Raw genomic sequence first — 23809 nt, 5'->3', positions numbered from 1 at the left:
AATGAACCAAGAGGTTTTTGCAAAGAAGAGGGATTATCTTCTGCTTCTTCCATCACTGATTCCATTATTATTACTATTCGTTTATCCACTATTAAAAGGATTTGTTATGACATTCCAGCAACCAGAGACTGCTGGCTTGACATTAGCTAATTACGTAGAGTTTTTCACGAATTCAAATTACTATGATACGATTTGGCGCACATTATATCTAGTAGTCCCAGCTTCTATAATAGAGCTATTTATTGCTTTTGGAATTACTTATTTTATAAGAGAAAAGATGAGAGGTGGCGGAATTATAGCTGGATTAACTATATTCCCTCTTACCTTAGGCTCTATTATTGTTGATATGGCGGTTATCGCATTCTTTAAACCAACTGGATGGTTTAATACAACATTAATAAATATGGGTCTAATTGATGAACCATTTACTTTAGTTTATAACTATGCAGGTGCATTTATAGCTCTTGTTATTTTGGGTACAGCTTTTATCGCTTCTAATTTAGTTGGAATGATGGGGACTATTGACCCTAATCTAGAAAGGGCAGCTCGTACATTGGGGGCTAGTCGATGGGTGACTTTCAAAAGGGTGTTTTGGCCTCTAATTCGCTCCAATGTATTAACTGTTTTTGCCTTAAATTTGATTATGCAAATTGGTGTTTACTCTACAGCAGTCATCGTAGGTAATCCTGCATCAGAAACACGTACATTTGTTGTAGTAGCTTTTGAAGAAGCGATGCGTAATTTTAACTATAATATGGCAAACACAGTAGCCATTGTTATGGGAATTACACAGCTGTTAGTTTTAAGTATTGTGTTTGCGATTCGAAAACGAGGATATATTGGCTCAGCAAGTACATTTAAGTAATGAAAGAGGTGAAGTAAAATGAAGGCAGAAAAATCTTTTCCAGAATTGGAAAAAGAAGATGGTCAAACTGTACAGGGAAATATAAATAGAAAGCCACTAAGAAACAGCAGAAAAGGGTTATTCTTGCAGAAAGGCTACAAAACTTCTTCCTGGGCTTTAATTCTATTGTTTTTAACGATTGTGTTAGGAATGACAATTGCCGTTGTTTTAAGTGCCTTTGGAGAAGAATGGTATGGAACATTTCTACCACAGGGTTATACAATAGAATGGTTTATTAAAGCATGGCAAGCATACGAAGTTGGCGAATATTTTAAAATTACTATGGGAATTGTGTTGACTGCAACAGTTATCTCATTAGTATTAAGTATTCCAACGGTTTATATATTAGCGAGAAGGGACTTTCCTTTTAAACAAGCATTAATTAGTTTCTTCCAATTACCATTTACATTACCGGATTTACTATATGCAATACCAGTAGCTTCTATCTTCTATTCTATTGGTCTAGCAGAAACGATTCCTGGATTAATTATTGTGAATTTGATTGTAGGTATTCCTTTTTCCGTATTTATTTTGCTTCCATATATGGAATCGTTAGATCCAAGATTGGAGTATGCTGCAACGTCATTAGGTGCAACTAAATTTAAATTATTTCAAAGGATAGTTCTTCCACAAGTTGTTCCAGGAATAACAGCATCAGCTATCAACATTTTTATTAGAATGTTTAATACATTTACCATTATCTTGTTGATTTCTGGTCCAAAAACGCAAACTTTAAATGTTATGGTATTTAGTGTACTACAGGGATCAGGTTCACAGCCGCCAGCAATGCTTAACTCGTTAGCTTTAACTCTAATGATTCCATTGCTGTTCTTCTCATTCCTAAGTCTTTGGGTTTCATCATTTACGCAGAGGCGTTTAGGTAAATAGGTAAACATGTTAATGAAAAATCACTTCTTCACTCATTATTAATGTATTTAAATAGTTGAAGATGAGTGAAGAAAACATATTTTATAAGATTACTTTGTCCTATTAGTATTTTATAACCTATACTACCATACTAATTATACTAGAATATTTATTTTAAAAGAAATCACATAAAACGAAACAGATGGGAAAAGTGGCTGATTGAAATGGTTAAATAGGAGGAAATGTAAACCAAATTGAGAGGATAGGAAACTAGTTTAAAAAAAGTGACAAAATTACTGAAATAAGCACTAAAGTTGAAGGATGATGCAGAATGAAAATGGTATTCAGGTGGTTTGGAGAGGGGAATGACTTTATTCCGTTAGAATATGTTAAACAAATCCCAGGTGTAGAAGGACTAGTTTGGGCACTTCATGATATTCCAGCAGGTGAGGTGTGGCCACTGGAGAAGATAAACGAAGTAAAGCAACAAGCTAATCGTCAAGGTTTTCATATCGATGTGGTAGAAAGTGTGAATATCCATGAAGATATCAAACTAGGGCTACCTACTAGAGATCAGTACATCGATAATTACATCAAAACGATTGAAAACTTGGCAAAAGTTGGGGTTAAAGTAATATGTTATAACTTTATGCCAGTATTTGATTGGGTACGAACAGACTTATATAAAGAACTTGAGGACGGTTCTACTGCTCTATTTTATGAAAACAGTAAAATTGTTGATATAGATCCAATGGAACTAGTTGATACGATTTCGCGTAATTATGATTTCACAATGCCAGGCTGGGAGCCGGAAAGACTTGAATATTTGTCAGATTTATTTGAACAGTATAAAGAAGTAAGTGAAGAAGATTTATGGAATCATTTACAGTACTTTTTAGAACGTATCATTCCGGTTGCAGAAAAACATGATATTAAGATGGCGATTCACCCGGATGACCCACCTTTTTCAGTATTTGGATTACCAAGAATTATTAACAGCAAAGAGAATATTCAAAGAGTACTGGATTTAATAGATAGTCCATACAATGGAGTGACATTATGCAGTGGGGCACTAGGAGTAAAACCGGATAATGATATCGCAGAAATGGTAAGAGTGTTTGCAAATCGAATCCCATTTGCACATATACGAAATATAAAAAGATATGAAAATGGTAATTTTATCGAAACGTCACATCGTACAACAGATGGATCGATTGATATTCATGGGATTATGAAAGCGTTATATGAATCTGGTTTCACTGGTTATTTACGACCAGATCATGGACGACATATTTGGGATGAAAAATGCAGACCAGGGTATGGACTCTATGACCGGGCATTAGGAAGTATGTATTTGTGGGGAATCTGGGATTCTCTCGTTAGTTCTGGGAAGGAGACTAATAATTATGTTGTCAATAAATGAGAACTTAAAAGGTAAAGTAGCAGTCGTTACGGGAGGAAGTGGTGTATTATGCGGAGCGATGGCAAGAGAACTTGGCCGACAAGGAGTTAAAGTAGCTGTTTTGGGGCGAAGTGAAGAAAAAGCAAACATTGTCGCACAGGATATTAATAATGCTGGTGGAGAAGCCATTGCCATTTCCTGTGATGTATTAGATATAGAAAGTTTGAAAAAAGCAGAAGAAAAGATTATCGAGACGATAGGACCATATGACATTTTAATTAATGGTGCTGGTGGGAATCATCCAAAAGGAAGCACGACAAATGAAACATTAAAGCCAGAGGATCTTGAAAATAAAGATTTAATGACATTTTTTGATTTAGCTCCAGAGGGATTCCAGTTTGTCTTTGATTTGAATTTACTAGGAACTATTATAACAACCCAAGTTTTTGCGAAAAAAATGATTAATCGTAAAGGTGCTGTCGTAATAAATATGTCATCAATGAGTGCTCCATCTCCTATGACTAAGGTACCAGCGTACAGTGCAGCAAAGGCAGGAATTGAAAATATTACCCAATGGTTAGCAGTACATATGGCAGATGTTGGTATTAGAGTAAATGCTATCGCTCCAGGTTTCTTTGAAACAGCACAAAATAAAAAGTTATTAAGAAATGAAGATGGTTCATTAACGGAGCGATCAGAAAAGATAATTACCCATACCCCGATGAAACGTTTTGGTGTACCAGATGATTTATTAGGAACCATGGTCTGGCTTGCAGATGAAAATGCATCAGGTTTTGTAACTGGGATTACCGTGCCAGTTGATGGTGGATTTATGTCCTATTCTGGTGTTTAGCCTATAAAGGAGGGGTTCAAATGGATGTCGTGACAATTGGGGAAAGCATGGTCCTTTTTACACCACAGACTGCCGGACCACTGCGATTTTCTGATACATTTCACCGAACGATAGGAGGTGCTGAGTCGAATGTTGCCATTGCCTTATCCCGGCTAGGGCATCAGGCTGGATGGATTAGCCGCTTAGGAAACGATGAATTTGGTCTGTATCTTCGTAATTATATTCGTGGGGAGGGGGTAGACACTTCTGCAGTAAGATTTGATACGGATGCTCCAACTGCCGTTTTTTTTAAAGAAGCAAACCCTGGCAAAGATCCAAAGATTTATTATTATAGAAGAAATTCAGCAGCCAGCAACATGACACCTGAAGAATTAGATGAAGTCTATCTTTCCAAGGCTAAGATGATTCATATAACCGGTATTACACCAGCATTAAGTGAATCTTGTAAACAAACAATTTATCGGACAATCCATATAGCAAAGCAAAATAATCAGACAATCGTGTTTGACCCGAATGTTCGCTTAAAGCTGTGGCCTGAGGAGGAAGCGGCAGAAATTTTGAGCGATATAGCTATGAAAAGTGATATTGTGATGCCGGGACTTAAAGAAGGTGAGTTGTTAACAGGAGGAAAAAACCCAGAGAAAATTGCTGAAAAACTGTTACAAGGAAATGCAAAAGCCGTTGTTATTAAATTAGGCGAACGTGGTGCCTATTATCAGACCGATTCTGCAAGTGCTTATGTGCCTGGAGAAAAGGTTAGCAAAATTATTGATACAGTAGGGGCGGGGGACGGTTTTGCTGCTGGTTTTATTTCTGGGATGCTTCGTGGCTGGGAATATGAGCAAGCAGTTGCTTTAGGAAATAAGCTTGGTGCTTATGCACTAAGCGTCTTAGGAGATGCAGAAGGTTATCCATATTGGTCAGAGATTAATCCGGATAATTCAGAGAAGCTAATTTTACGTTAGTGAAAACGTTAAGGATTATAAAGTCCTTCTAGTAGAAAGGAAAGATTGTAACGTGAATACAAAGATAAAAACAATCAATCGATTAACAGAAAATGGTGTAGTTGCTGTTATTCGAGAAATACCGAAAGATAAGGCGTTGTTCGTAGCCGAAAGCCTATTAAAGGGTGGAGTAAATGCTCTAGAAGTGACGGTGGAAGGTGAAGGAGCTTTGTCTGCAATTGAGTTATTAAAAAAAGAGTTTGCTGACAGAGCAATTATAGGTGCAGGCACTGTACTAGATGAATTATCAGCAGATGCTTCCATAAGGGCAGGGGCTGAATTTATTGTTAGTCCTATTTTGAAAAAAGATGTTATTGAAACAACCATCCGCTATGGAAAAGTAAGTATTCCAGGGGTTATGACACCTACTGAAATGATGCAAGCAGTAGAGTGGGGAGCCGATGTTGTTAAGGTATTCCCAGCTTCTGTGGGAGGACCAGCTTTCATTAAAAATGTCAAAGGGCCATTACCGCAAGTATCGATTATTCCAACGGGCGGCGTAGATCTTACGAATGGAGCAGACTTTATAAAAGCTGGTGCGATTGCTATTGGGGCTGGTGGTAATTTAGTCGATAACCAAGCGATCGCCGAGGGAAATTACACTAAGCTTACAGAGATTGCTAAACAGTATGTAGAGTTAGTTAGACAGGCAAGGGAGAGCAATTTCGTTGTGCGTTAGCCCATTAGAAAACAGTATATTCCTTATAAGTAAATTAGGTAAAGTCAATCAGCAATATAGCTTTATTAAAGAGGAGAGATTTTTGTGTTAAACGTAGCAATTATTGGTACTGGAGCTATCTCGCCATCCCATATTGAAGCTTATTTACAGTTTCCTGAACATTGTAAAATTGTTGCTTTGTGTGATATTTACCCAGAAAAGGCAGGACATCAGGCAAAAGAATTTAATCTTGATGTAGAAGTTTATGATGATCACAAGCAAATGCTTGATCGCAATGACATAGACTTAGTTTCAGTTTGCACTCCACCATACACACATTCAGAAATCACGATAAATCTCTTGGATGCAGGTAAAAATGTTCTCGTTGAAAAACCGATGGCATCCTCCATTGAAGAGTGTAATGCTATGAATGAAGCGGCTGAAAGAAACCAAAAAATGCTTTCAGTTATCTCGCAAAATCGCTTCCGTACACCTATGATGAAGTTGAAAAAAGTGCTAGAAACTAAAATGATGGGACCAATTGTCCACGCACAAGTTGATTCCTTCTGGTGGCGTGGTCATAGCTATTATGATTTATGGTGGCGTGGTACCTGGGAAAAAGAAGGTGGTGGCTGCACATTAAATCATGCTGTACACCACATTGATATTTTTAAATGGTTGAATGGAATGCCATCCGAGGTAACTGCAGTTATGAGCAATACCTCTCATGATAATGCAGAGGTAGAAGATGTATCTGTAGCTATTTGCCGCTATGATGATGGTAGTCTTGCCCAAATTACCAGCTCTGTTGTCCATCATGGAGAAGAACAACAGTTAATTTTCCAAGGTAAAAATGCTAGAGTATCATCGCCATGGAAAGTGAAAGCATCGAAATCCAAGGAGAATGGCTTTCCTGAATTAGATGAAGAATTAGAAACAAGAATTCAGAATTATTATAATGAACTGGATGAAATACAATTTGAAGGACATAAAGGACAAATATATGATGTATTGACTGCATTAGAACAAGGGACAACTGTTCTTGTCGATGGCAAACAAGGAAGACAAACACTTGAATTGATATCGGCAATTTATGAATCTGCTAGCACTGGAAAAACAATTAAGCTGCCATTAACGAAGGAAAATCTATTCTACACAAGGGAAGGCACGCAAAAAAATGCAACTTATTTCTATGAAAAGAAAACAGCAATAGAAAAGTTCAGCGAAAATGATATTACTGTAGGTGGAAATTAAAGATTACTTGATAGGAGGATACAGATTTGGATAGGAATGATGGAATGAACTATGCTCCAAAAGGTGAAGTAAGAAAAGTAGTAGAAAATGGAGAATTCCCATTTGCTGTAATTGGTCTGGATCATGGTCATATATACGGTATGTGTAACGGTCTAATAGAAGCAGGCGGTACTTTAGTTGCTGTCTATGACCCAGATTCTGAAAAGGTACAAAAATTTATTGAAGCTTATCCTGAAGGAACCGTTGCATCATCCGAGGAAGAAATCTTACAAAATCCGAAGATCAAATTAGTAGCAAGTGCAAACATTCCCGTTCATCGTGGTCCTTTAGGGTTGCGCGTTTTAAATGCAGGAAAACATTATTTTGTTGATAAACCAGCTTTTACTACCATGGAGCAAATTGAACAAGCAAAACAAAAAGTGGAAGAAACCGGCTTGAATTGGGGAATTTATTATAGTGAAAGATTACATGTGGAAAGTGCAGTTTTCGCCGGGCAGTTAATTGAGGAAGGTACGATCGGTCGCGTCATTCAGGTGATTGGGACTGGCCCGCATCGTGCTAATGCAGACAACAGACCAGACTGGTTCTTTGATCCTGAGCAATACGGTGGCATTCTGACGGATATTGGCAGCCACCAAATTGAGCAATTTTTACATTATGCTGGTGCTAAGAGTGCTAAAGTTCTCCATAGTAAGGTTGCAAATTATAACTATAAGCAATACCCGGACTTTCAGGATTATGGGGATGCAACATTGGTTGCGGATAATGGTGCCACCTTCTATTTCCGTGTCGACTGGTTTACCCCAGACGGGCTCGGAACATGGGGAGATGGACGTGTCCTCATTTTAGGAACAGAAGGGTATATCGAAGTTCGTAAGTACATTGATATTGCCCGCAGCAATGATGGCAACCATTTATACTTAGTAAATAGTGAAGGAGAAAAACATTTTGAACTAACTGGTAAGGTAGGTTTTCCGTTTTTTGGGGATTTTATCTTAGATTGTTTGAATGGAACGGAAAATGCTATGACACAGGAACATGCATTTACCGCTGCAGCCCTTTGTGTAGAAGCACAGGAACAAGCTTTTAGAGTTGAATAAATTATACTTTTCTAATGCAGTCCGTTAAAATTGAATGGACTGCATTACTTTTTAAGCTCACAAGATAAAAGGAGGCTAAACAATGACAAAAGTAAAATGGGGAATCCTAAGTACAGCAAACATCGCACAAGAAGCTTTACTCCCAGCATTTACGCGTTCTACGAATGCTGAAGTCATAGCCATTGCGAGCAATAATGTACAAAAGGCCAAAGGGATAGCTGATCGTTTTCAAATTAATAAGGTTTATGACAGTTACGAGAAATTACTGGAGGATCCAGATATTCAAGCAGTTTATATTCCACTACCAAATCACTTACATAAAGAATGGGTCATGCGGGCAGCGGAGAAGGGAAAACATATTTTATGTGAAAAACCGGCTGGACTCGATTATACAGAGGTTAAAGAGATGCTCACAGCTTGTCGAGCAATGAATGTATTGTTTATGGAGGCATTCATGTATCAATTTCATCCACAACACCAGCGTGTGAAAGATATTATTGCTTCTGGTGAGATTGGGGAAGTAACTTTAATGAATTCTGCGTTTTCCTACTTTCTGACTAATAAAGAAGAAAATATACGCATGAGTCAGGAAAAAGGTGGAGGAAGTCTCTATGATGTTGGCTGCTATCCCATCCATGCAATCTGTAATATTTTCGGGGAAGAACCGGAAGAAGTTTTTGCTCAAGCGATTATTGACGAAACGTATAAGGTAGATACAGACGTCGTGGCACAGTTAACTTTTCCAAGTGGAAAAATGGCCAAGTTAGATGCTAGTTTTCGTCTAACTTTCCGTAATGAATATGAAGTAATTGGAAGTAAGGGAAAGATGATGATTTCGAATGCATTCCGCCCAGATGTAGAAGGAGGAGATGGCCTGGTAAAAGTGGAGACAGAAGATGGGATCCGTGAAGAAGTAATCAACGGGGACATATATCGCGGTGAAATAGAACATTTCTCAGAAGCTATTCAGATGCAGAAAGAAGTCCATCAATTGCAACAAACTCCTGAACAAACCATAAATACTGCAAAAATTATCGATGCCTGTTTTGAATCAATGAAAACGGGGCATAAGGTGAGGTTAGATACGATCTAAGGAATGCAGGGTAAGAGAGCTGCGATTATTTTCGTGGCTCTTTGTATTGAAATCACTATAGCATTATCAAAGATAAACTTGTAAGCCTAAGGGAGCGAATTCACTTGACCATAACCAATACAGTACCCACAAATAATAAGGCAATAGCTATCACGTTCGATGATGGGCCGAACCCAATCTATACACCACAAGTACTGGAGATTTTTGCAAATGCTGGGGGAAAAGCAACCTTTTTTATGATTGGAGAGAAAATGGAGAAATACCCGGAAATTGTCCGAATGGCAAAAGAGAAGGGGCATCAAATTGGCAATCATACCTATACACATGCTGATTTATCGAAGTTAAGCGTGGAAGAATTAAAAGAAGAAATCAAAAGAACAGAAGAACTTATACAGGAACTAACCGGGGAAATGCCCCATGTTCTTCGTCCGCCATTTCTGTTGTTTAATGAGGAGACAGTTGCGATTGCTGAGGAGAACGGCTATCCGATGATTGGGGCATTGAACTTGGATGCCCGTGATTGGGAGCAGCCAGGTGTAAATCATATTTTAGAAGAATCAAGGAAACATGTAAAAGAAGGTAGTATTCTCATTTTTCATGACGGTTATGGAGATCGCTCTCAAACAATAGAAGCGATAAGTAAGTTAGTTCCTGAACTGACGGAAAAAGGTTTTCAACTAGTAACCGTGAGTGAATTGCTAACTCTCTCAAATAGCAACAAACAATAGAAATCACTTAACTAAAAATTGTAAAAACTTCCTTTAACCAGTGGATAAACTAAGTGATTTCATGTATACTGAAATCAGAAAAATGGATAGGTTTTAATTATTCAGTAAAAATATAGTGTGAAAAACCTATTTTTTTCTACGTTCAACATTAGTGTGAGGGAGGCTGGTAATATAGTAGGATAGTATCTTGATGAATCTTTCATCTAATGAATGAGACGAGATAGGTTACGTAAACTCTTCAGTCAACTTAGTATAAACATCGAACGAACAAAGTAGGATAAAAGTCACATTTTTTGAAAAGGGTTACAAATCAGGTGTTTTATAAACTTGTATTACTTGATTTAAATAGTTTAAAAGAATAGTAATCCCAAGAGTATGATTAAAACCATTATCAAAAAAAGGAGATTTATCATATGCTAAAAGTTTGGAAGAAACCAGTTATTTCTGGTATGGCTTTAACCCTGATGCTGCCATTTGGAGCTGCTAGTGTATCCGCTCAAGAAACGGATGCGATTCATGCATTGGAGGTTGAACAGATAGATGAAAGGTTTGAAGATTCCTTTGCAATTGGTGCAGCAGTTGAACCATTTCAATTGGAAGGCGAATCAGCGGAGATTTTAAAATATCATTATAATAGTCTCGTTGCAGAAAATGCTATGAAACCAATGTACATCCAACCGGAAGAAGGAGAATTTTACTGGGAGGATGCTGACAAGATTGTTGACTTTGCTAAAGCGAATGATATGTATCTGCGTTATCACACACTTATTTGGCACAGTCAAACAGCTGATTGGTTCTTTTTAGATGAAGAAGGCAACCCAATGGTAGAAGAAACAGATCCTGAAAAACGAGCAGAAAACAAAGAACTCTTATTAGAACGATTGGAAACTCACGTACGAACAATAGTTGAGCGTTACAAAGAGGATGTTGATGCATGGGATGTTGTGAATGAGGTAGTGGATGATAATGGGGAGATGCGCAATTCACCTTGGTATCAAATTACTGGAACAGACTATATTAAAGTAGCATTTGAGACAGCAAGGGAAGTTGCTGGTGAGGATGCTATGCTATATATCAATGATTATAATAATGAAGTAGCTGGGGCTAAAAGGGATACCTTTTATAATCTAGTAAAAGATCTATTAGATGAAGGAGTACCGATTGATGGCGTGGGATTACAGTCACATATTCAACTTGGCTGGCCTACGATTGAGGAAACGAGAGAATCTATTCAGCAATATGCAGACTTAGGGGTAGACGTACAAATTACGGAATTGGATGTTAGTATATATGGTTGGCCACCAAGTGGTGAATACAATACAGAAGATGAAATCCCATACAGCGTTCTTGAAGAACAGGCAAATCGTTATGAGGAACTGTTTGATCTATATGAAGAAATGGATGAGGAAATCAGTAATGTAACGTTTTGGGGTATTGCTGATAACCATACTTGGTTAGATGATCGTGCAGAGGAATATAGTGATGATGGCTTAGGCAAAGATGCACCATTTGTATTTGATACACAATACCATGTGAAACCTGCATATTATGCGATGATGGATATCAAAGATCCAAGAGAATATACGAGCACTTTCTTATCTCCCATTAATCCAGATGAGTTAAATAGCATAAAACAAGGAAGAACCGTTCCCGTGAAATTTGAATTAACGGACGAACAAGGGAATATTGCAACAGATGCTAAAGCTGAACTCTATGTAACAGAGGTAAATGCTGATGGAACACTAGGTTCTAAGCAAGAAGCTATATCCAGTGGGAAAGCCAATCAAGAAAATCTTTTCCGCACGACAGGTTCAGGTAAGTACATCTTTAATTGGGATACAAAATCACTATCACAAGGCACATATCAAATTAGTGTAGAGGTAGGCGGCTACTCATTAGATACGGCTCAAATACATTTAAGATAATAAGTTGAATAGGAAATATAAGACGAAAAGGTTCACAAATAGTGAACCTTTTTTGTCTTTTTTCAGTGACTAAAATAAAAAAACTTAGTTCATTCGATGGACAAACAAAGAATGACTTGTTATAATATCCATGTAAACAGTTACAAGAAACGTATAATTTGGAGGAAAAATATATGAGCTATTTTAATAACATTAGCAAGATCAAATATGAAGGCGCTAAATCAAACAATCCACTAGCATTTAAATTCTACAATCCAGAAGAAAAAATCAATGGCAAAACAATGGAAGAAATTCTTCGCTTTGGTGTGGCTTACTGGCACACATTCACGGAAGATTTATCCGATCCATTTGGCGCAGGCACTGCGATTCGTCCTTGGGATAAATTCACTGGAATGGACCAGGCAAAAGCACGCGTAGAAGCTGCATTTGAATTCTTCGAAAAGATTAATGCTCCATTCTTTGCATTCCATGATGTAGATATCGCACCTGAAGGCGACACGCTAGCAGAATCTAACAAAAATCTAGATACGATCGTTGCGATGATCAAAGAATACATGAAAGATTCAAAAACAAAACTACTTTGGAATACGGTAAATAACTTCAGTAATCCACGTTTTGTTCATGGTGCAGGTTCATCCAGCAATGCAGATGTATTCGCTTATGCAGCTGCAAAAGTGAAAAAAGGCTTAGAAGTTGGGAAAGAACTAGGCGCAGAAAACTATGTATTCTGGGGTGGTCGTGAAGGTTATGAAACTCTATTAAATACAGACATGAAATTAGAAATGGATAACCTAGGTCGTTTCTTCCATATGGCAAATGACTATGCGAAAGAAATTGGCTTTGACGCACAATTCCTAATCGAACCAAAACCAAAAGAGCCAACGTCTCATCAATATGACTTTGATGTAGCAAGTGGTTATGCATTCTTACAACATTATGGTTTACAAGATGTTTTCAAATTCAACATTGAAGCAAACCATGCAACCTTAGCTGGTCATACATTTGAGCATGAATTACACTATGCAAGAATTCACGACATGCTAGGTTCTGTGGATGCGAACCAAGGACATCCATTACTAGGATGGGATACAGACGAGTTCCCAACAGACTTACACACTTCTGTACTAGCTATGTATGAAATCTTGAAAAATGGTGGCCTAGGCCGTGGTGGATTAAACTTTGATGCGAAAGTTCGCCGTGGATCATTTGCTCCAGAAGATTTATTCCATGCACATATCGCTGGAATGGATGGTTATGCAGTAGGACTAAAAGTAGCACAACGCTTAATCGATGATAAAGTTCTTGAAAACATCGTTGACGATCGCTACAAGACTTACAAAGATGGAATCGGCCTGGATATTGTAGAAGGAAAAACAGACCTTCATAAATTAGAAGAATATGCGCTAGGATTGAAAGAAATCAACAACGAATCTGGTAAACTAGAAAGCATTAAAGCTACTATTAATCAATATCTATTAACAACATTTGCAGGTGAGTAATAAAATACGGGGATTACACCATAATTATGGTTAATCCCCATATAATAAAAGATTTTACAAAAATTACTTGTTAACAACGAAAACGTTTACCTATATAATGAAAGCGAAAGATAGTTGAATAGTAGCAGTGATCTTTTAACCGTTTTTTATAAATTCGTGAAAGCGATTCATAGACAGGTGGGTTTAAATTGGAAAACTTAAAACAAGATTTTCAAGAAGTAGAACAAACGCAAGGAACCAAATCGGGTAAAACACCAAAACTTAAAATGATGGAAAAACTAACATTTGGTCTTGGCGATTTTGGTGCTAACTATAGTTGGACGTTTATTGCATCTTTTATCACCATATATATGACAGATACGGTAGGAATCAGTGCAGGAATCATTGGTACGATTATTCTGCTAGCCCGTGTGTTCGACGGATTCAGTGATATCTTTATGGGGACTATCATCGATAACACCAATTCCAAATGGGGAAAAGCAAAACCATGGGTATTCATGACAGCTCCAATTCTCGGGCTATTAACATTCTCTTTATTTAATGTACCAAGTGCATTTGGTCAAACAGGAAAAATTGTTTATGTATTTGTCGTTTATTTCTTAATTTCTGTTATCTTCTATACAGCAAACAATGTTGCTTATTCATCACTGACTTCGTTTATGACAACAGATGAAAAGGATCGTGTTTCTCTAGGAAGTATTCGTTTCATTTTTGCAAACGTTGCCGTATTGTCTATTAGTTCCTTTACCACGGTTTTAGTTAGTGCGTTTGGCGGTGGGCAACAAGGTTGGACGTGGACCGCAGCGATTTATGGATTACTTTGTGCGGTACCGTTAATGATTACAGGTTGGTTTGTTAAAGAACGAAATGTAGCTGAAAAGAAAAACAAAGAGCAAAAAACGTCTTTCATTCCTATTGTTAAAGTTTTATTTGCAAATAAATATTTCAACCTAGCTATTGTTCTTTATTTACTTTGGTATTTAAGACAAACAGAAACAGGTGCAAGAATCTATTATGCAACCTATATTTTTGATAATCCAAATGTGATGGGGATCTTAAGTACAGCATCCTTACTTCCACTTATTATCGGATTATTCTTTGCACCACAAATTGTTGGCCTTTATGGACTTCGAAAAAGTGTCAATGCTGGTTTGCTTGTTTCCATACTGGGTACCGGTCTTATGATATTCTTCTCTGAGAACCTAACATGGTTAGTAGTTGCAACCGTTATTAATGCTTTAGGCTTGGTTCTTCTTCAAGCTGGTCTTAGTGCCATTGTTGCGGATGTTGGGGATATCGTCTATTGGCAATCAGGAGTTCCAGTTCAAGGATCTGTGTTTAGTTTAACAAGTGCTGGTATGAAAATTGGACAAGGTCTAACAGCAGCATTAGTAGGTTGGGCTCTTCAATTAGGTGGTTATGTTGCTAATTCAGCTGTTCAGCCAGATAGCGCCATCTTTGCGATTAAGTCTATGTTTATCTATTTCCCATTAATCATGATTATTCTTATGTTTATTACCGTAACATTATTAAACTATGAGAAATTCATGCCAAAAATTAGAGAAGAAATTGCAAATGGGAAAGTTGGGGAAGATCGCAGTAGAGCTTTATTAGGAAAGTAAAAGTTGGATATTCATTTTACTGAAAACAAAACAGGGTACTATTATTAGTGCCCTGTTATTATTTCTATCATTACATATTCATTCTTATACGAGCACTTATAAAAATATTTGGTCATGAGAGGAGGATAGAAGTGAGAATCTCTATGACCTAGTGATTCTTACTTTGAAAAAATGAAAACGAAATCAAACAATTTCTATATCTTAGCTATTACATTAATTGCAACACTTGGTGGTTTACTTTTCGGGTACGATACAGCTGTTATATCAGGTGCAGAACAATCGTTGGAAATTTACTTGATTGATAGTTTGGGATTAAGTTCTTTACTCCATGGATTTACAGTATCTAGTGCGCTAATAGGCTGTATTATCGGTGGTTTAATATCTGGATTCTTTTCCAATAATTTAGGAAGAAAAAATTCGTTAATTTTAGCTGCCGTCTTATTTCTACTATCAGCTTTAGGTTCATCATACCCAGAGTTATTATTCTTTGAAGCAGGCGAACCAACGATTGGCTTATTGGTTATGTTTAATATTTACCGCGTTCTTGGTGGTATTGGTGTTGGATTAGCATCTGCCATTTCACCAACTTATATTGGAGAAATTGCACCACAGGAAATTCGCGGGAAGCTTGTATCCTTCTATCAATTTGCTATTATTTTTGGAATGTTGATTGTGTATTTTGTCAACTGGGGGATTTCAAGTGGGCAAACGACAGAATGGATTAATGATGTTGGCTGGAGGTTTATGTTCGCTTCTGAAGCAATACCAGCACTATTATTCTTTTCACTACTATTCTTTGTTCCTGAAACACCTAGATTCCTTGCATTAAAAAACAAAGAAGAGGAAGCATTTACTATTCTATCGAAAATTAATGGTTCAAAAGTGAAAGCAAAAGAGGTTTTGTCAGAAATAAAAGTCTCATTATCTAAGCAGGATACAAATAGTTCTGGTAAGCTATTCTCTTTTGGAAAAACCGTTGTAGTTGTAGGGATTTTACTCTCTGTTTTCCAACAATTCGTTGGTATTAACGTGGCGCTGTATTACGCACCGCGTATCTTTGAAAGTATGGGTGCAGGTCAGAATGCCTCCATGATTCAAACGGTTGTCATGGGTGTTGTCAATGTTGTCTTCACCATTGTAGCTATTCGAACAGTTGATAATTGGGGACGAAAACCATTGTTAATGTTCGGTTCTATTGGAATGGCAATAGGTATGTTTGGGGTCGCAACGCTAGCAAACTTTAATATTATCGGAATCGGTACCTTGATCTTTATCATTTTCTATACTGCTTCATACATGATGTCATGGGGTCCGATTACTTGGGTATTACTTTCTGAAATATTTCCAAATAAAATTCGTGGTCAAGCAATGGCTATTGCTGTTGCGGCACAATGGGCTGCAAATTTCTTTATTTCATCCACCTACCCATCCATGATGGAATTTAGTGGGGCTTTAACATATGGATTCTATGGATTAATGAGTGCTATTTCTGTCATATTTGTTTGGAAGATGGTACCGGAAACCAAAGGAAAATCCCTTGAGGAATTAGAAAATTTATGGGGAAATAGAAAAAATAAAGAGGAGAAACTAAGAAACGTTTCTAATATATAAAGTATATGAACTAGTTCATAACGAAACAGAGTAACAGTCACTTCCAGGCTGTTACTCTTCAAGGAATTATGAACGGTGAACAATTTTCTGCACTGTACGAAATACAATTAAAATGTTTAATTTTACACATAAAAGAAAGATATTTTAATGGATGATAGGATAGAAAGAGTGTATTCTATTAATATACCTTTTTGTTATATTACATAGAATAGTGAGGAGAATACGATGAGAATAGACACACAGGAATTACAACTAAAGGATCATAAAAAATGGAAAAAGATAACGCTAACAAATGATCATGACATGTCCGTTTCCTTTTTAAACTATGGGGGAATCATTACGGAAATGATGGTACCCGATAAAGATGGGAAGTTAGAAAATGTAGTTCTAGGATATAAAGATTATGAGCAATACCTAACCAACCCTGGTTTTCTTGGAGCACTAATTGGTCGGGTGGGTGGAAGAATTAAAGATTCTTCTTTCACATTAAATAGTGAAACCTATACACTCGAAGCAAATGATGGAGCGCATTGTCTGCACGGGGGATCAGCTGGCTTTCATACAGCTCTATGGGAAGTGGAAACGTTTGAATTAACAGACGAAACATTTGTGAAATTATCACATAATAGTCCTGATGGAGAAGGCGGCTTTCCGGGAAACGTCGAGGCAGAGGTAACATATACGCTTAATAATGATAATCAATTTATCATTAATTACATGACCTCAACGGATAAAGTGACGCCACTAACGTTAACGAATCATACTTACTTTAATTTAAGCGGTAATGCGAAAAGAACCCTTCACACGCATGAGGTGACACTCGACAGCAATCAATTTGTCGAACTGGACGAAGAGTTAATTCCAACTGGCAAGTTACTTGATGTGGAAGGTACTGCCTTTGATTTTAGAAAAGGCCGACTTCTGAAGGATGGATTTACGAATGAATCTGAGCAAAATCAACTAGCTGGAAATGGATATGATCACTACTTTATCTTTGATTATGAAAGAGATGAAAAGGCAATAGTGAAAGATGAAATGAGTGGACGAACATTAACGATGGAAACCAATCAACCAGGTGTAGTGATGTATACATCCAATAATCTGGATGAAGGACTGGAATTAACAGAAGGCACAACCGAAAAATATCTTGGCCTCTGCCTAGAAACACAAGGATCACCAGCATCCCTGCATCATAAGGGATTCCCAAGTATTATCCGGGAAGAAGGAGAAGTAAATAAAACACAGACAATCTTTACTTTTGGAGTAGAGTAGGTGCCTGTCACTCCCCGGTTTTTGTCGAAGAATGAAGCTTTGAGTAAATAAATACTACGAAAAACCCGCTCTATACCAATAAATAGAGCGGGTTTTAATATTAAAATGCCGAACTCAATAAACGTTCCTGCTGCTTTTGAATGACCTTATCCATTTCCTCCAACGGAAGTGGTGGACTATAAAGGTATCCTTGTCCCAAATGGCAACCATGTTGGATAAGGAAATTAGTTTGTGATTCCTGTTCAATACCTTCAGCAATTAGTTCAAAGTTCAAATTAGAACCAATTTGGATAATGGTTTTAACTAAAGAAGCCGTACTGGAATTCGTTAACATGTCATCAATAAAAGACTTATCTATTTTAACGTAATCTATTGATACGGAGTTTAAAATATTTAAAGAGGAGTATCCTGTTCCAAAGTCATCGATGGATGTCTTCACTCCAATGGATTTCAATTGCTGTAACATACTATAGGATTCTTCTACGTCCTGCATTACACTTTCTGTGATTTCTAACTCTAGTAAACCTGGGGCTAATTGATAGTTATTAAGAGTATCTTCTACAATTTTCACGAAACGTTTATCTTGAAACTGTTTAGCAGATACATTAACGGCTATATTTAAGGAGATGCCTTGTTTTTGCCATAATGCAGCTTGCTTGCATGCAGATTCTATCACCCATTTACCGATGGGAATTATGTAACCAGCTTCTTCTGCTATTGGTATAAATTCGAAAGGAGAAATCAATCCATATTCTGGGTGATCCCAGCGAATTAAGGCCTCAGCACCATAGATAGTATTCGTTTCTAAATCGACTTTAGGTTGGTAATAAAGTAAAAACTCGTTGTTAAGAAGTGCCCTTGTTAATCCCTGTTCTAAAATAAATTTCCGATCAAGAATATCTTTTTCCTCATTGTTGTAGAATTGATAATTATTTCTTCCTCGTTTCTTGGAAAGATACATCGCAGCATCCGCATTTTTAGAAAGTAAGTTAATGTCTTGGCCATCTTCTGGAAATAGACTAATACCAATGCTTGGGGAAGTATAAAAATCTTCTTTATTTAGTGTGAATGGAGCAGCAAAACTATGGAGAATTTGATCAGCTACCTCTTTTACCTGTGTTTTATCAACATCATTTAAGAGAATAATAAATTCGTCTCCACCTTGGCGAGCCACGACATCCTGTTTACGGACATTTGCAACCAAGCGATTACTAACCTGAACAAGTAATTGATCGCCAACATCATGACCCATCGTATCGTTGATCGATTTAAATCTATCTAAATCCATATATAAAATTGCTAGCTCTTTTTTTTCATTTTCAGCATTTTCCATGGTTTCTTTAAAAACATTTGCCAAATATAATCGATTGGGTAAATTAGTTAAGTAATCATGATATGCCATGTTTTGCAGTTTATTATTAAGGTAGTGCACTTTATCAAACTGTTTTCCGATAAACCAGCCGAGGGGGAGTTGTATGAGAGAAGCAACAACGTTATTTAACTCCATACTCCCTGTCGATGTATAGGAATACGTGGAAACAATTATTCCATTGATTAATATAAGAATGAAACCAATAATTCTCCCCTTATATGACATTTAATTCTTCCTTTCTAACAAGCACCCTTATCATGGTGAGGAATTTATAGTTATATGGTTATTTCATCTTACCATGTTAGCAATAAAGAATTAGTGACAATTAATGGAAAATGTAAAAAGGATAAATACAAATCATCGATTGATTGTATCTATCCTTTCAAAAGAGGAGTTTTTATTTAACTTCTTTCACGGAAATGGCTTTTGAAAAGTTGCAAATCCGGCATCCTTCTAAATCGTCTTCTTTTAAAAGTCCCAAATTAACCGCAGCATCAATTTTATCACCATCTGGCTTTTTAACCACTTGAATTAAATCTTCCATATTCAATTCTTCTAATCTTTTTATTGTCTCTTTGTCATTAAATTTCTCTGTTTTTCGGACTTGTCTTTGCACCTTATAGTTCCCATTGATGAGTTCGCCCTTCTGATTGGAACCAACATTTTCATCGAAATATGTATGAAATGCTTTTTTTAACTCGTTCATTTCCGACTCAATTTCTTTTTTCATGCTATTCAAATCATAATACCGTTCGATCATTTCCTTTGTTATCTCCGACTTTACCATAGTTACAGATCCTCCTTGAAATACGCTTGTCTCTATAAACTTATTTGCAAGGGGGACGGAATATTACTCAGAAATACAATCATTGATTCTATACAAACACATTATTTGCTTATCTTAGCACAATACAATAAGATATATTTATTTGCATTGGAAAGTTTAATTTCCGGTGCATTATTATGGGAAAGGTCATATGGATTGGCTATCCCTCATTTATTAAGATTATATTAGGAGATGACAACATGAAAGGCATGTTTCAAAATAAATGGTCTGTCATTGGAATTGCAGTTTTCTGTTCTATATTATGGGGCAGTGCGTTTCCGGTATTGAAGCTGAGTTATGAGGAACTGCAAATGGCGCCTGATGATACTATCGCCAAGATTGTATTTGCTGGAATGCGATTTTTACTTGCAGGAATAATTGTTTTAGCTTTTTTATTATTTAGTAATCCAAAAAGTATTCTAGTCACACGCAGGCAGTTTATCGTCCTTGTCATTTTAGGTGTTGTACAAACAGCGCTACAATACTTTTTCTTCTATAATGGACTGGCAAAAGTAACAGGGATGCAAGGTGCTATTCTTTCTTCAAGCGGAACATTTTTCACGGTGCTTCTTGCCCATTATTACTATAAAAATGATCGGATGAATTGGAAAAAAGCAGTTGGATTGATTGCCGGATTTACTGGAATTGTAGTTGCTAACTGGGGACAAGAACTGCAACTTGTTTTTACATTGACAGGGGAAGGTTATATGATCCTAGCTGGTTTAACCAGTGCGATTGCAACCATCATGGCAAAAGAACTTGCAACAGGTATTCATCCTTTTGCCATCACAGGCTGGCAGTTAAGTTTGGGAGCAGCTATTTTACTATTAATTGGCGTACCGCAATTAAGTGAAGGAGCAATGATCTTCACACCATTTGGCTGGGGACTGTTTATCTATTCCGCACTTCTTTCAGCTGTAGCATTTGCTTTATGGTATTCTATATTGAAATATAATAATGCAGGCGAAATGAGCATGTATAAATTTATTGTTCCTGTATCAGGATCTGTCTTATCTGCAATGTTTATTCCTGGGGAAAGTCTCAATATCTTCATTATGGCTGCTATTGCACTCGTTGCAGTTGGTATTATTGTAGTAAATTATAAGGGGAAAAGTCAGACAGTGGACAAGCAGGAATTAAATACAGAACGGAACTAGCTGTGCTAGGGAAAGAAAGGAATCTCTGATTGAGTATGAGATTCCTTTTTTATATTTACAGTTGATAGAGATTCCTGATTTATGTAATTCAGAATAGTGCTTCACAACCGCTACGGAAATACACTACGCTTTCCGCGAGGAGGCTTGAGGCCGTGCCCGCGAACCGCAAGTATTCTGCCGGAGCGAATGATCGTACATATCAAACATAAGTGTAAGCGAGAGCTACACTATTCTGAATTAAATATATCAACAGTCTATACAAAATCCAATGTAAAGTCATGTTAAAAAGCAACAAACCTTTAGAAAAGAGTCTTTTTAATGTATTGAAACAAAAAAACTCCAGCAACAACTGGAGTTTCTCTATCATATCTTTTAATAGAATCGCTTAAAGCTATCAAAATGTTTTTTCCAATAGGAGTTATCTAGACTAGCAATGGAAACACCGTTGCTTGAGCCTGCTTGGATAAACTTATTATCCCCTAAATATATCCCCATATGAGATATACCAGATTTATAGGTCCCTTCGAAAAATACTAAATCTCCTACTTGAGGGTTATCTACATAATAGGAACGTTCATAATAACCAGCACTGGAAAGACGACTGATATCCATTCCCGCTTGTTTATAAACATAATAAATATATCCGCTGCAATCAAACCCGCTTGTTGTCGTTCCACCCCATACGTAACGAGTCCCTGATAAACTTTTAGCTACATTTATAAGTTTGTCGACATTGTAATCCACATCAGCGTTAGATTTGCTTCCAGAGTTATTATCGGGAGCTGGTGAACTATTTTTTGCAGACCCAATGTTTAGTTTTTGTCCAATATAAATCATATCAGATTTTAGATTATTCCATTTTTTAATATCAGAAACGCTAACTTTATGCTCTTTTCCAATTTTAGAGAGACTGTCTCCAGATTTAACCACATAGACCGTAGTAGAACCTACTTTTTGTTCACTCTTAGAACTTTCAGTAGTTTTAGAGGAACTCTCTTTGGAACTATCCTTTGCTGAGCCAATTTTTAGGCTTTGTCCAACATAAATCATGTCGGAGCTTAATTTATTCCATTTTTTAAGATTAGCAACAGTTACACTGTATTTGGATGCAATGTGTGAAAGTGTATCCCCAGATTTAACTTTGTAAACACTAGAGGCTTCTTCTTTTTTATTGCTTGTGGAATCTGATTTTGAAGAAGAATTCTCCGTTTTTGTCGAACGGTTAGAAGTCGATTTACTTACAGAAAGAACATTCCCAGGGTAGATTAATGTTGTATCTAATCCATTCCACTTCATTAGGTTACTGAGAGAAATATTATGCTTCGATGCAATACCGCTTAAAGTGTCTCCGCGTTTCACCGTATATGTATTCGAATTAGATGATGGTTTCGATTCAGATTCCGTTTTAGAGCTAGTGGAAGAACTGCTACTTGAATCCGACTTATTGGTTTGCAGTACTTGATTTGGAAAAATGATATCTGATTTTAAATTGTTTATGTCTTTTAATGCATGGACGCTCGTATTATATTTCTGTGCAATGGTCCATAATGAATCTCCACTTTGAACTTTGTGTGCTGCAGCTTCTGCTTCGTCAGCACCAACCATTGTTGATGCAATTGCTGCACCTGCTGTAACAGTCATAATCATTTTTTTATTGGTCACTTGTTTAACACCCCTTATTTAACGATGCCTAAATATACTTATGGATATTATATCCTTTTTTGGTAAAAAATGATAGATTAATAGAGATTTTGTTAGATTATTGTGATGAAAAAAATCGGGAAGCGTATTTTAGGATATTAGGGCTCTCAATTAGGTCATCAGCAATAGATAGATAAAAGCCGTAAAAGTCTTAATCGGTTTCATTCATGCTAACCAAAAAAATAAGCATATTCAGTTGCTTATTGGCTCTTTAGCAAATCTATGATTACTCCTACTACTAAACCAACACCAGCACCCAATTCAATGGTTAGGCCAATATTTAAGGAAAAAGTATACTAATAAATAATCCGACACAGGACCCAGCAACTAAACCTAGTCCTATCGATTGATGGATCATTTAAACCATCTCCTTTTCCTTATTATATATAAAATGATTCTAAAATGGATCAGGTTTAATACAGTGTCAGCAAATGTACATTATATATAGCAAATCTATTAAAAAGTTGATAGAAATGGTTCGTTAAAAAATGTGTTTACTTTTTTATCTGAGGATGTTATTATATTTTTTGTCGCAAAAAAACATGTGGTTATGTAATGTGTAAGGCGATGAACTGAAATTAAAAAAGTTATTGACGTTTTAAATCTACTTCGATATAATTTATCTCTGTCGCAAAATTATCTTCTCAACAAATTAAAATATTTATTGACAAAGATAAACGCGGTATGATATATTAATAAAGTCGCTGTCTTGAGAATGGCGAACTGAATTGCTCTTTGAAAACTGAACAAAACAACCAGTATGTTAAGAAAAAGAAAAACTCGTTTTTTCTTTAAAAATACAGAAGGTAACACTTCTGGAAGCTAAGAATTCTCTTTGTGATTGATTGGTGTTAATCACAAAACAAACTTTTTTGGAGAGTTTGATCTTGGCTCAGGACGAACGCTGGCGGCGTGCCTAATACATGCAAGTCGAGCGCGGGAAGCTAACTGATCTCCTTTG

19 protein-coding genes and 1 rRNA gene are annotated in these 23809 nt (G+C 36.7%); 17 read left to right on the top strand and 3 right to left on the bottom strand.

The window, feature by feature from the left end; all coding sequences use genetic code 11:
- Position 1: 1 nt before the first annotated feature.
- From D8M06_RS12505 to D8M06_RS12435, 15 genes are all read left to right on the top strand, one after another.
- The gene (locus D8M06_RS12505) at positions 2 to 865 is read left to right on the top strand and encodes an ABC transporter permease (protein WP_121204749.1); all 864 of its coding nucleotides are present in this window, start codon (positions 2 to 4) and stop codon (positions 863 to 865) included.
- Positions 866 to 883: 18 nt separating this feature from the next.
- Positions 884 to 1792 carry an ABC transporter permease gene (locus D8M06_RS12500; RefSeq protein WP_121204748.1) on the top strand — a complete coding sequence of 303 codons (909 nt, stop codon included), beginning with the start codon at positions 884 to 886 and terminating at the stop codon, positions 1790 to 1792.
- A gap of 310 nt (positions 1793 to 2102) precedes the next feature.
- Positions 2103 to 3194, top strand: a complete 1092-nt coding sequence (gene uxuA, locus D8M06_RS12495) for a mannonate dehydratase (protein WP_121204747.1) — start codon at positions 2103 to 2105, stop codon at positions 3192 to 3194.
- Positions 3178 to 4026: an SDR family oxidoreductase gene (locus D8M06_RS12490; protein ID WP_121204746.1), complete on the top strand. Its 849-nt coding sequence runs from the start codon at positions 3178 to 3180 to the stop codon at positions 4024 to 4026. Before uxuA ends, D8M06_RS12490 begins: the two co-directional genes overlap by 17 nt.
- A gap of 20 nt (positions 4027 to 4046) precedes the next feature.
- Positions 4047 to 4991 (top strand): sugar kinase, encoded by a 945-nt coding sequence (locus D8M06_RS12485; protein ID WP_121204745.1) that lies wholly within the window; start codon positions 4047 to 4049, stop codon positions 4989 to 4991.
- Between the two features lie 52 nt (positions 4992 to 5043).
- On the top strand, positions 5044 to 5709 hold the full coding sequence (locus tag D8M06_RS12480) for a bifunctional 4-hydroxy-2-oxoglutarate aldolase/2-dehydro-3-deoxy-phosphogluconate aldolase (RefSeq protein ID WP_121204744.1): 666 nt from the start codon (positions 5044 to 5046) through the stop codon (positions 5707 to 5709).
- 84 nt (positions 5710 to 5793) lie between these two features.
- Positions 5794 to 6942, top strand: a complete 1149-nt coding sequence (locus tag D8M06_RS12475) for a Gfo/Idh/MocA family protein (protein ID WP_121204743.1) — start codon at positions 5794 to 5796, stop codon at positions 6940 to 6942.
- Positions 6943 to 6968: 26 nt separating this feature from the next.
- Entirely contained in the window at positions 6969 to 8042 is a 1074-nt protein-coding gene (locus D8M06_RS12470) for a Gfo/Idh/MocA family protein (RefSeq protein ID WP_121204742.1), read from the top strand.
- Between the two features lie 82 nt (positions 8043 to 8124).
- Positions 8125 to 9135, top strand: coding sequence for a Gfo/Idh/MocA family protein (locus tag D8M06_RS12465; RefSeq protein ID WP_121204741.1), 1011 nt, complete (start codon positions 8125 to 8127; stop codon positions 9133 to 9135).
- Positions 9136 to 9245: 110 nt separating this feature from the next.
- A complete protein-coding gene (locus tag D8M06_RS12460) occupies positions 9246 to 9863 on the top strand; it encodes a polysaccharide deacetylase family protein (protein WP_121204807.1) in 618 nt (205 codons plus the stop codon).
- Positions 9864 to 10276: 413 nt separating this feature from the next.
- On the top strand, positions 10277 to 11788 hold the full coding sequence (locus tag D8M06_RS12455) for an endo-1,4-beta-xylanase (protein WP_121204740.1): 1512 nt from the start codon (positions 10277 to 10279) through the stop codon (positions 11786 to 11788).
- A gap of 173 nt (positions 11789 to 11961) precedes the next feature.
- Positions 11962 to 13287: a xylose isomerase gene (gene xylA, locus D8M06_RS12450; protein WP_121204739.1), complete on the top strand. Its 1326-nt coding sequence runs from the start codon at positions 11962 to 11964 to the stop codon at positions 13285 to 13287.
- 188 nt (positions 13288 to 13475) lie between these two features.
- Positions 13476 to 14909, top strand: coding sequence for an MFS transporter (locus D8M06_RS12445; RefSeq protein WP_241558945.1), 1434 nt, complete (start codon positions 13476 to 13478; stop codon positions 14907 to 14909).
- Between the two features lie 171 nt (positions 14910 to 15080).
- The gene (gene xylE / locus D8M06_RS12440) at positions 15081 to 16520 is read left to right on the top strand and encodes a D-xylose transporter XylE (RefSeq protein ID WP_121204738.1); all 1440 of its coding nucleotides are present in this window, start codon (positions 15081 to 15083) and stop codon (positions 16518 to 16520) included.
- A 225-nt stretch (positions 16521 to 16745) separates the two neighbouring features.
- Positions 16746 to 17792: an aldose epimerase family protein gene (locus tag D8M06_RS12435; RefSeq protein ID WP_121204737.1), complete on the top strand. Its 1047-nt coding sequence runs from the start codon at positions 16746 to 16748 to the stop codon at positions 17790 to 17792.
- A gap of 100 nt (positions 17793 to 17892) precedes the next feature.
- On the opposite strand, the gene D8M06_RS12430 is transcribed toward D8M06_RS12435, so the two are convergent.
- Together D8M06_RS12430 and D8M06_RS12425 are read right to left on the bottom strand one after the other, a co-directional pair.
- The gene (locus D8M06_RS12430; protein WP_121204736.1) at positions 17893 to 19389 is read right to left on the bottom strand and encodes a putative bifunctional diguanylate cyclase/phosphodiesterase; all 1497 of its coding nucleotides are present in this window, start codon (positions 19387 to 19389) and stop codon (positions 17893 to 17895) included.
- A gap of 172 nt (positions 19390 to 19561) precedes the next feature.
- Complete coding sequence (locus D8M06_RS12425) at positions 19562 to 19951, bottom strand: host-nuclease inhibitor Gam family protein (protein WP_121204735.1); 390 nt, start codon at positions 19949 to 19951, stop codon at positions 19562 to 19564.
- A gap of 239 nt (positions 19952 to 20190) precedes the next feature.
- Here D8M06_RS12425 and D8M06_RS12420 point away from each other — a divergent pair, with 239 nt between their 5' ends.
- Positions 20191 to 21147 carry a DMT family transporter gene (locus D8M06_RS12420; RefSeq protein WP_121204734.1) on the top strand — a complete coding sequence of 319 codons (957 nt, stop codon included), beginning with the start codon at positions 20191 to 20193 and terminating at the stop codon, positions 21145 to 21147.
- 372 nt (positions 21148 to 21519) lie between these two features.
- On the opposite strand, the gene D8M06_RS12415 is transcribed toward D8M06_RS12420, so the two are convergent.
- Entirely contained in the window at positions 21520 to 22809 is a 1290-nt protein-coding gene (locus D8M06_RS12415) for a C40 family peptidase (protein WP_241558944.1), read from the bottom strand.
- Between the two features lie 908 nt (positions 22810 to 23717).
- Between D8M06_RS12415 and D8M06_RS20050 the strand changes: the two genes are divergently transcribed.
- Positions 23718 to 23809 (top strand): 16S ribosomal RNA (locus D8M06_RS20050); the annotation flags it as partial.

The organism is Oceanobacillus halophilus, from assembly GCF_003628505.1.
Lineage (GTDB): Bacteria > Bacillota > Bacilli > Bacillales > Amphibacillaceae > Oceanobacillus > Oceanobacillus halophilus.
The sequence above is the reverse complement of the archived record's forward strand: the minus strand, read 5'-3'. Positions and strand labels throughout refer to the sequence as shown.

Bases quoted from the DNA above. Each gene is read 5' to 3' on its own strand.
- D8M06_RS12505 (WP_121204749.1), top strand. From the start codon at position 2: ATGAACCAAGAGGTTTTTGCAAAGAAGAGGGATTATCTTCTGCTTCTT.
- D8M06_RS12500 (WP_121204748.1), top strand. From the start codon at position 884: ATGAAGGCAGAAAAATCTTTTCCAGAATTGGAAAAAGAAGATGGTCAA.
- uxuA (WP_121204747.1), top strand. From the start codon at position 2,103: ATGAAAATGGTATTCAGGTGGTTTGGAGAGGGGAATGACTTTATTCCG.
- D8M06_RS12490 (WP_121204746.1), top strand. From the start codon at position 3,178: ATGTTGTCAATAAATGAGAACTTAAAAGGTAAAGTAGCAGTCGTTACG.
- D8M06_RS12485 (WP_121204745.1), top strand. From the start codon at position 4,047: ATGGATGTCGTGACAATTGGGGAAAGCATGGTCCTTTTTACACCACAG.
- D8M06_RS12465 (WP_121204741.1), top strand. From the start codon at position 8,125: ATGACAAAAGTAAAATGGGGAATCCTAAGTACAGCAAACATCGCACAA.
- D8M06_RS12455 (WP_121204740.1), top strand. From the start codon at position 10,277: ATGCTAAAAGTTTGGAAGAAACCAGTTATTTCTGGTATGGCTTTAACC.
- xylA (WP_121204739.1), top strand. From the start codon at position 11,962: ATGAGCTATTTTAATAACATTAGCAAGATCAAATATGAAGGCGCTAAA.
- xylE (WP_121204738.1), top strand. From the start codon at position 15,081: ATGAAAACGAAATCAAACAATTTCTATATCTTAGCTATTACATTAATT.
- D8M06_RS12435 (WP_121204737.1), top strand. From the start codon at position 16,746: ATGAGAATAGACACACAGGAATTACAACTAAAGGATCATAAAAAATGG.
- D8M06_RS12430 (WP_121204736.1), bottom strand. From the start codon at position 19,389: ATGTCATATAAGGGGAGAATTATTGGTTTCATTCTTATATTAATCAAT.
- D8M06_RS12425 (WP_121204735.1), bottom strand. From the start codon at position 19,951: ATGGTAAAGTCGGAGATAACAAAGGAAATGATCGAACGGTATTATGAT.
- D8M06_RS12420 (WP_121204734.1), top strand. From the start codon at position 20,191: ATGAAAGGCATGTTTCAAAATAAATGGTCTGTCATTGGAATTGCAGTT.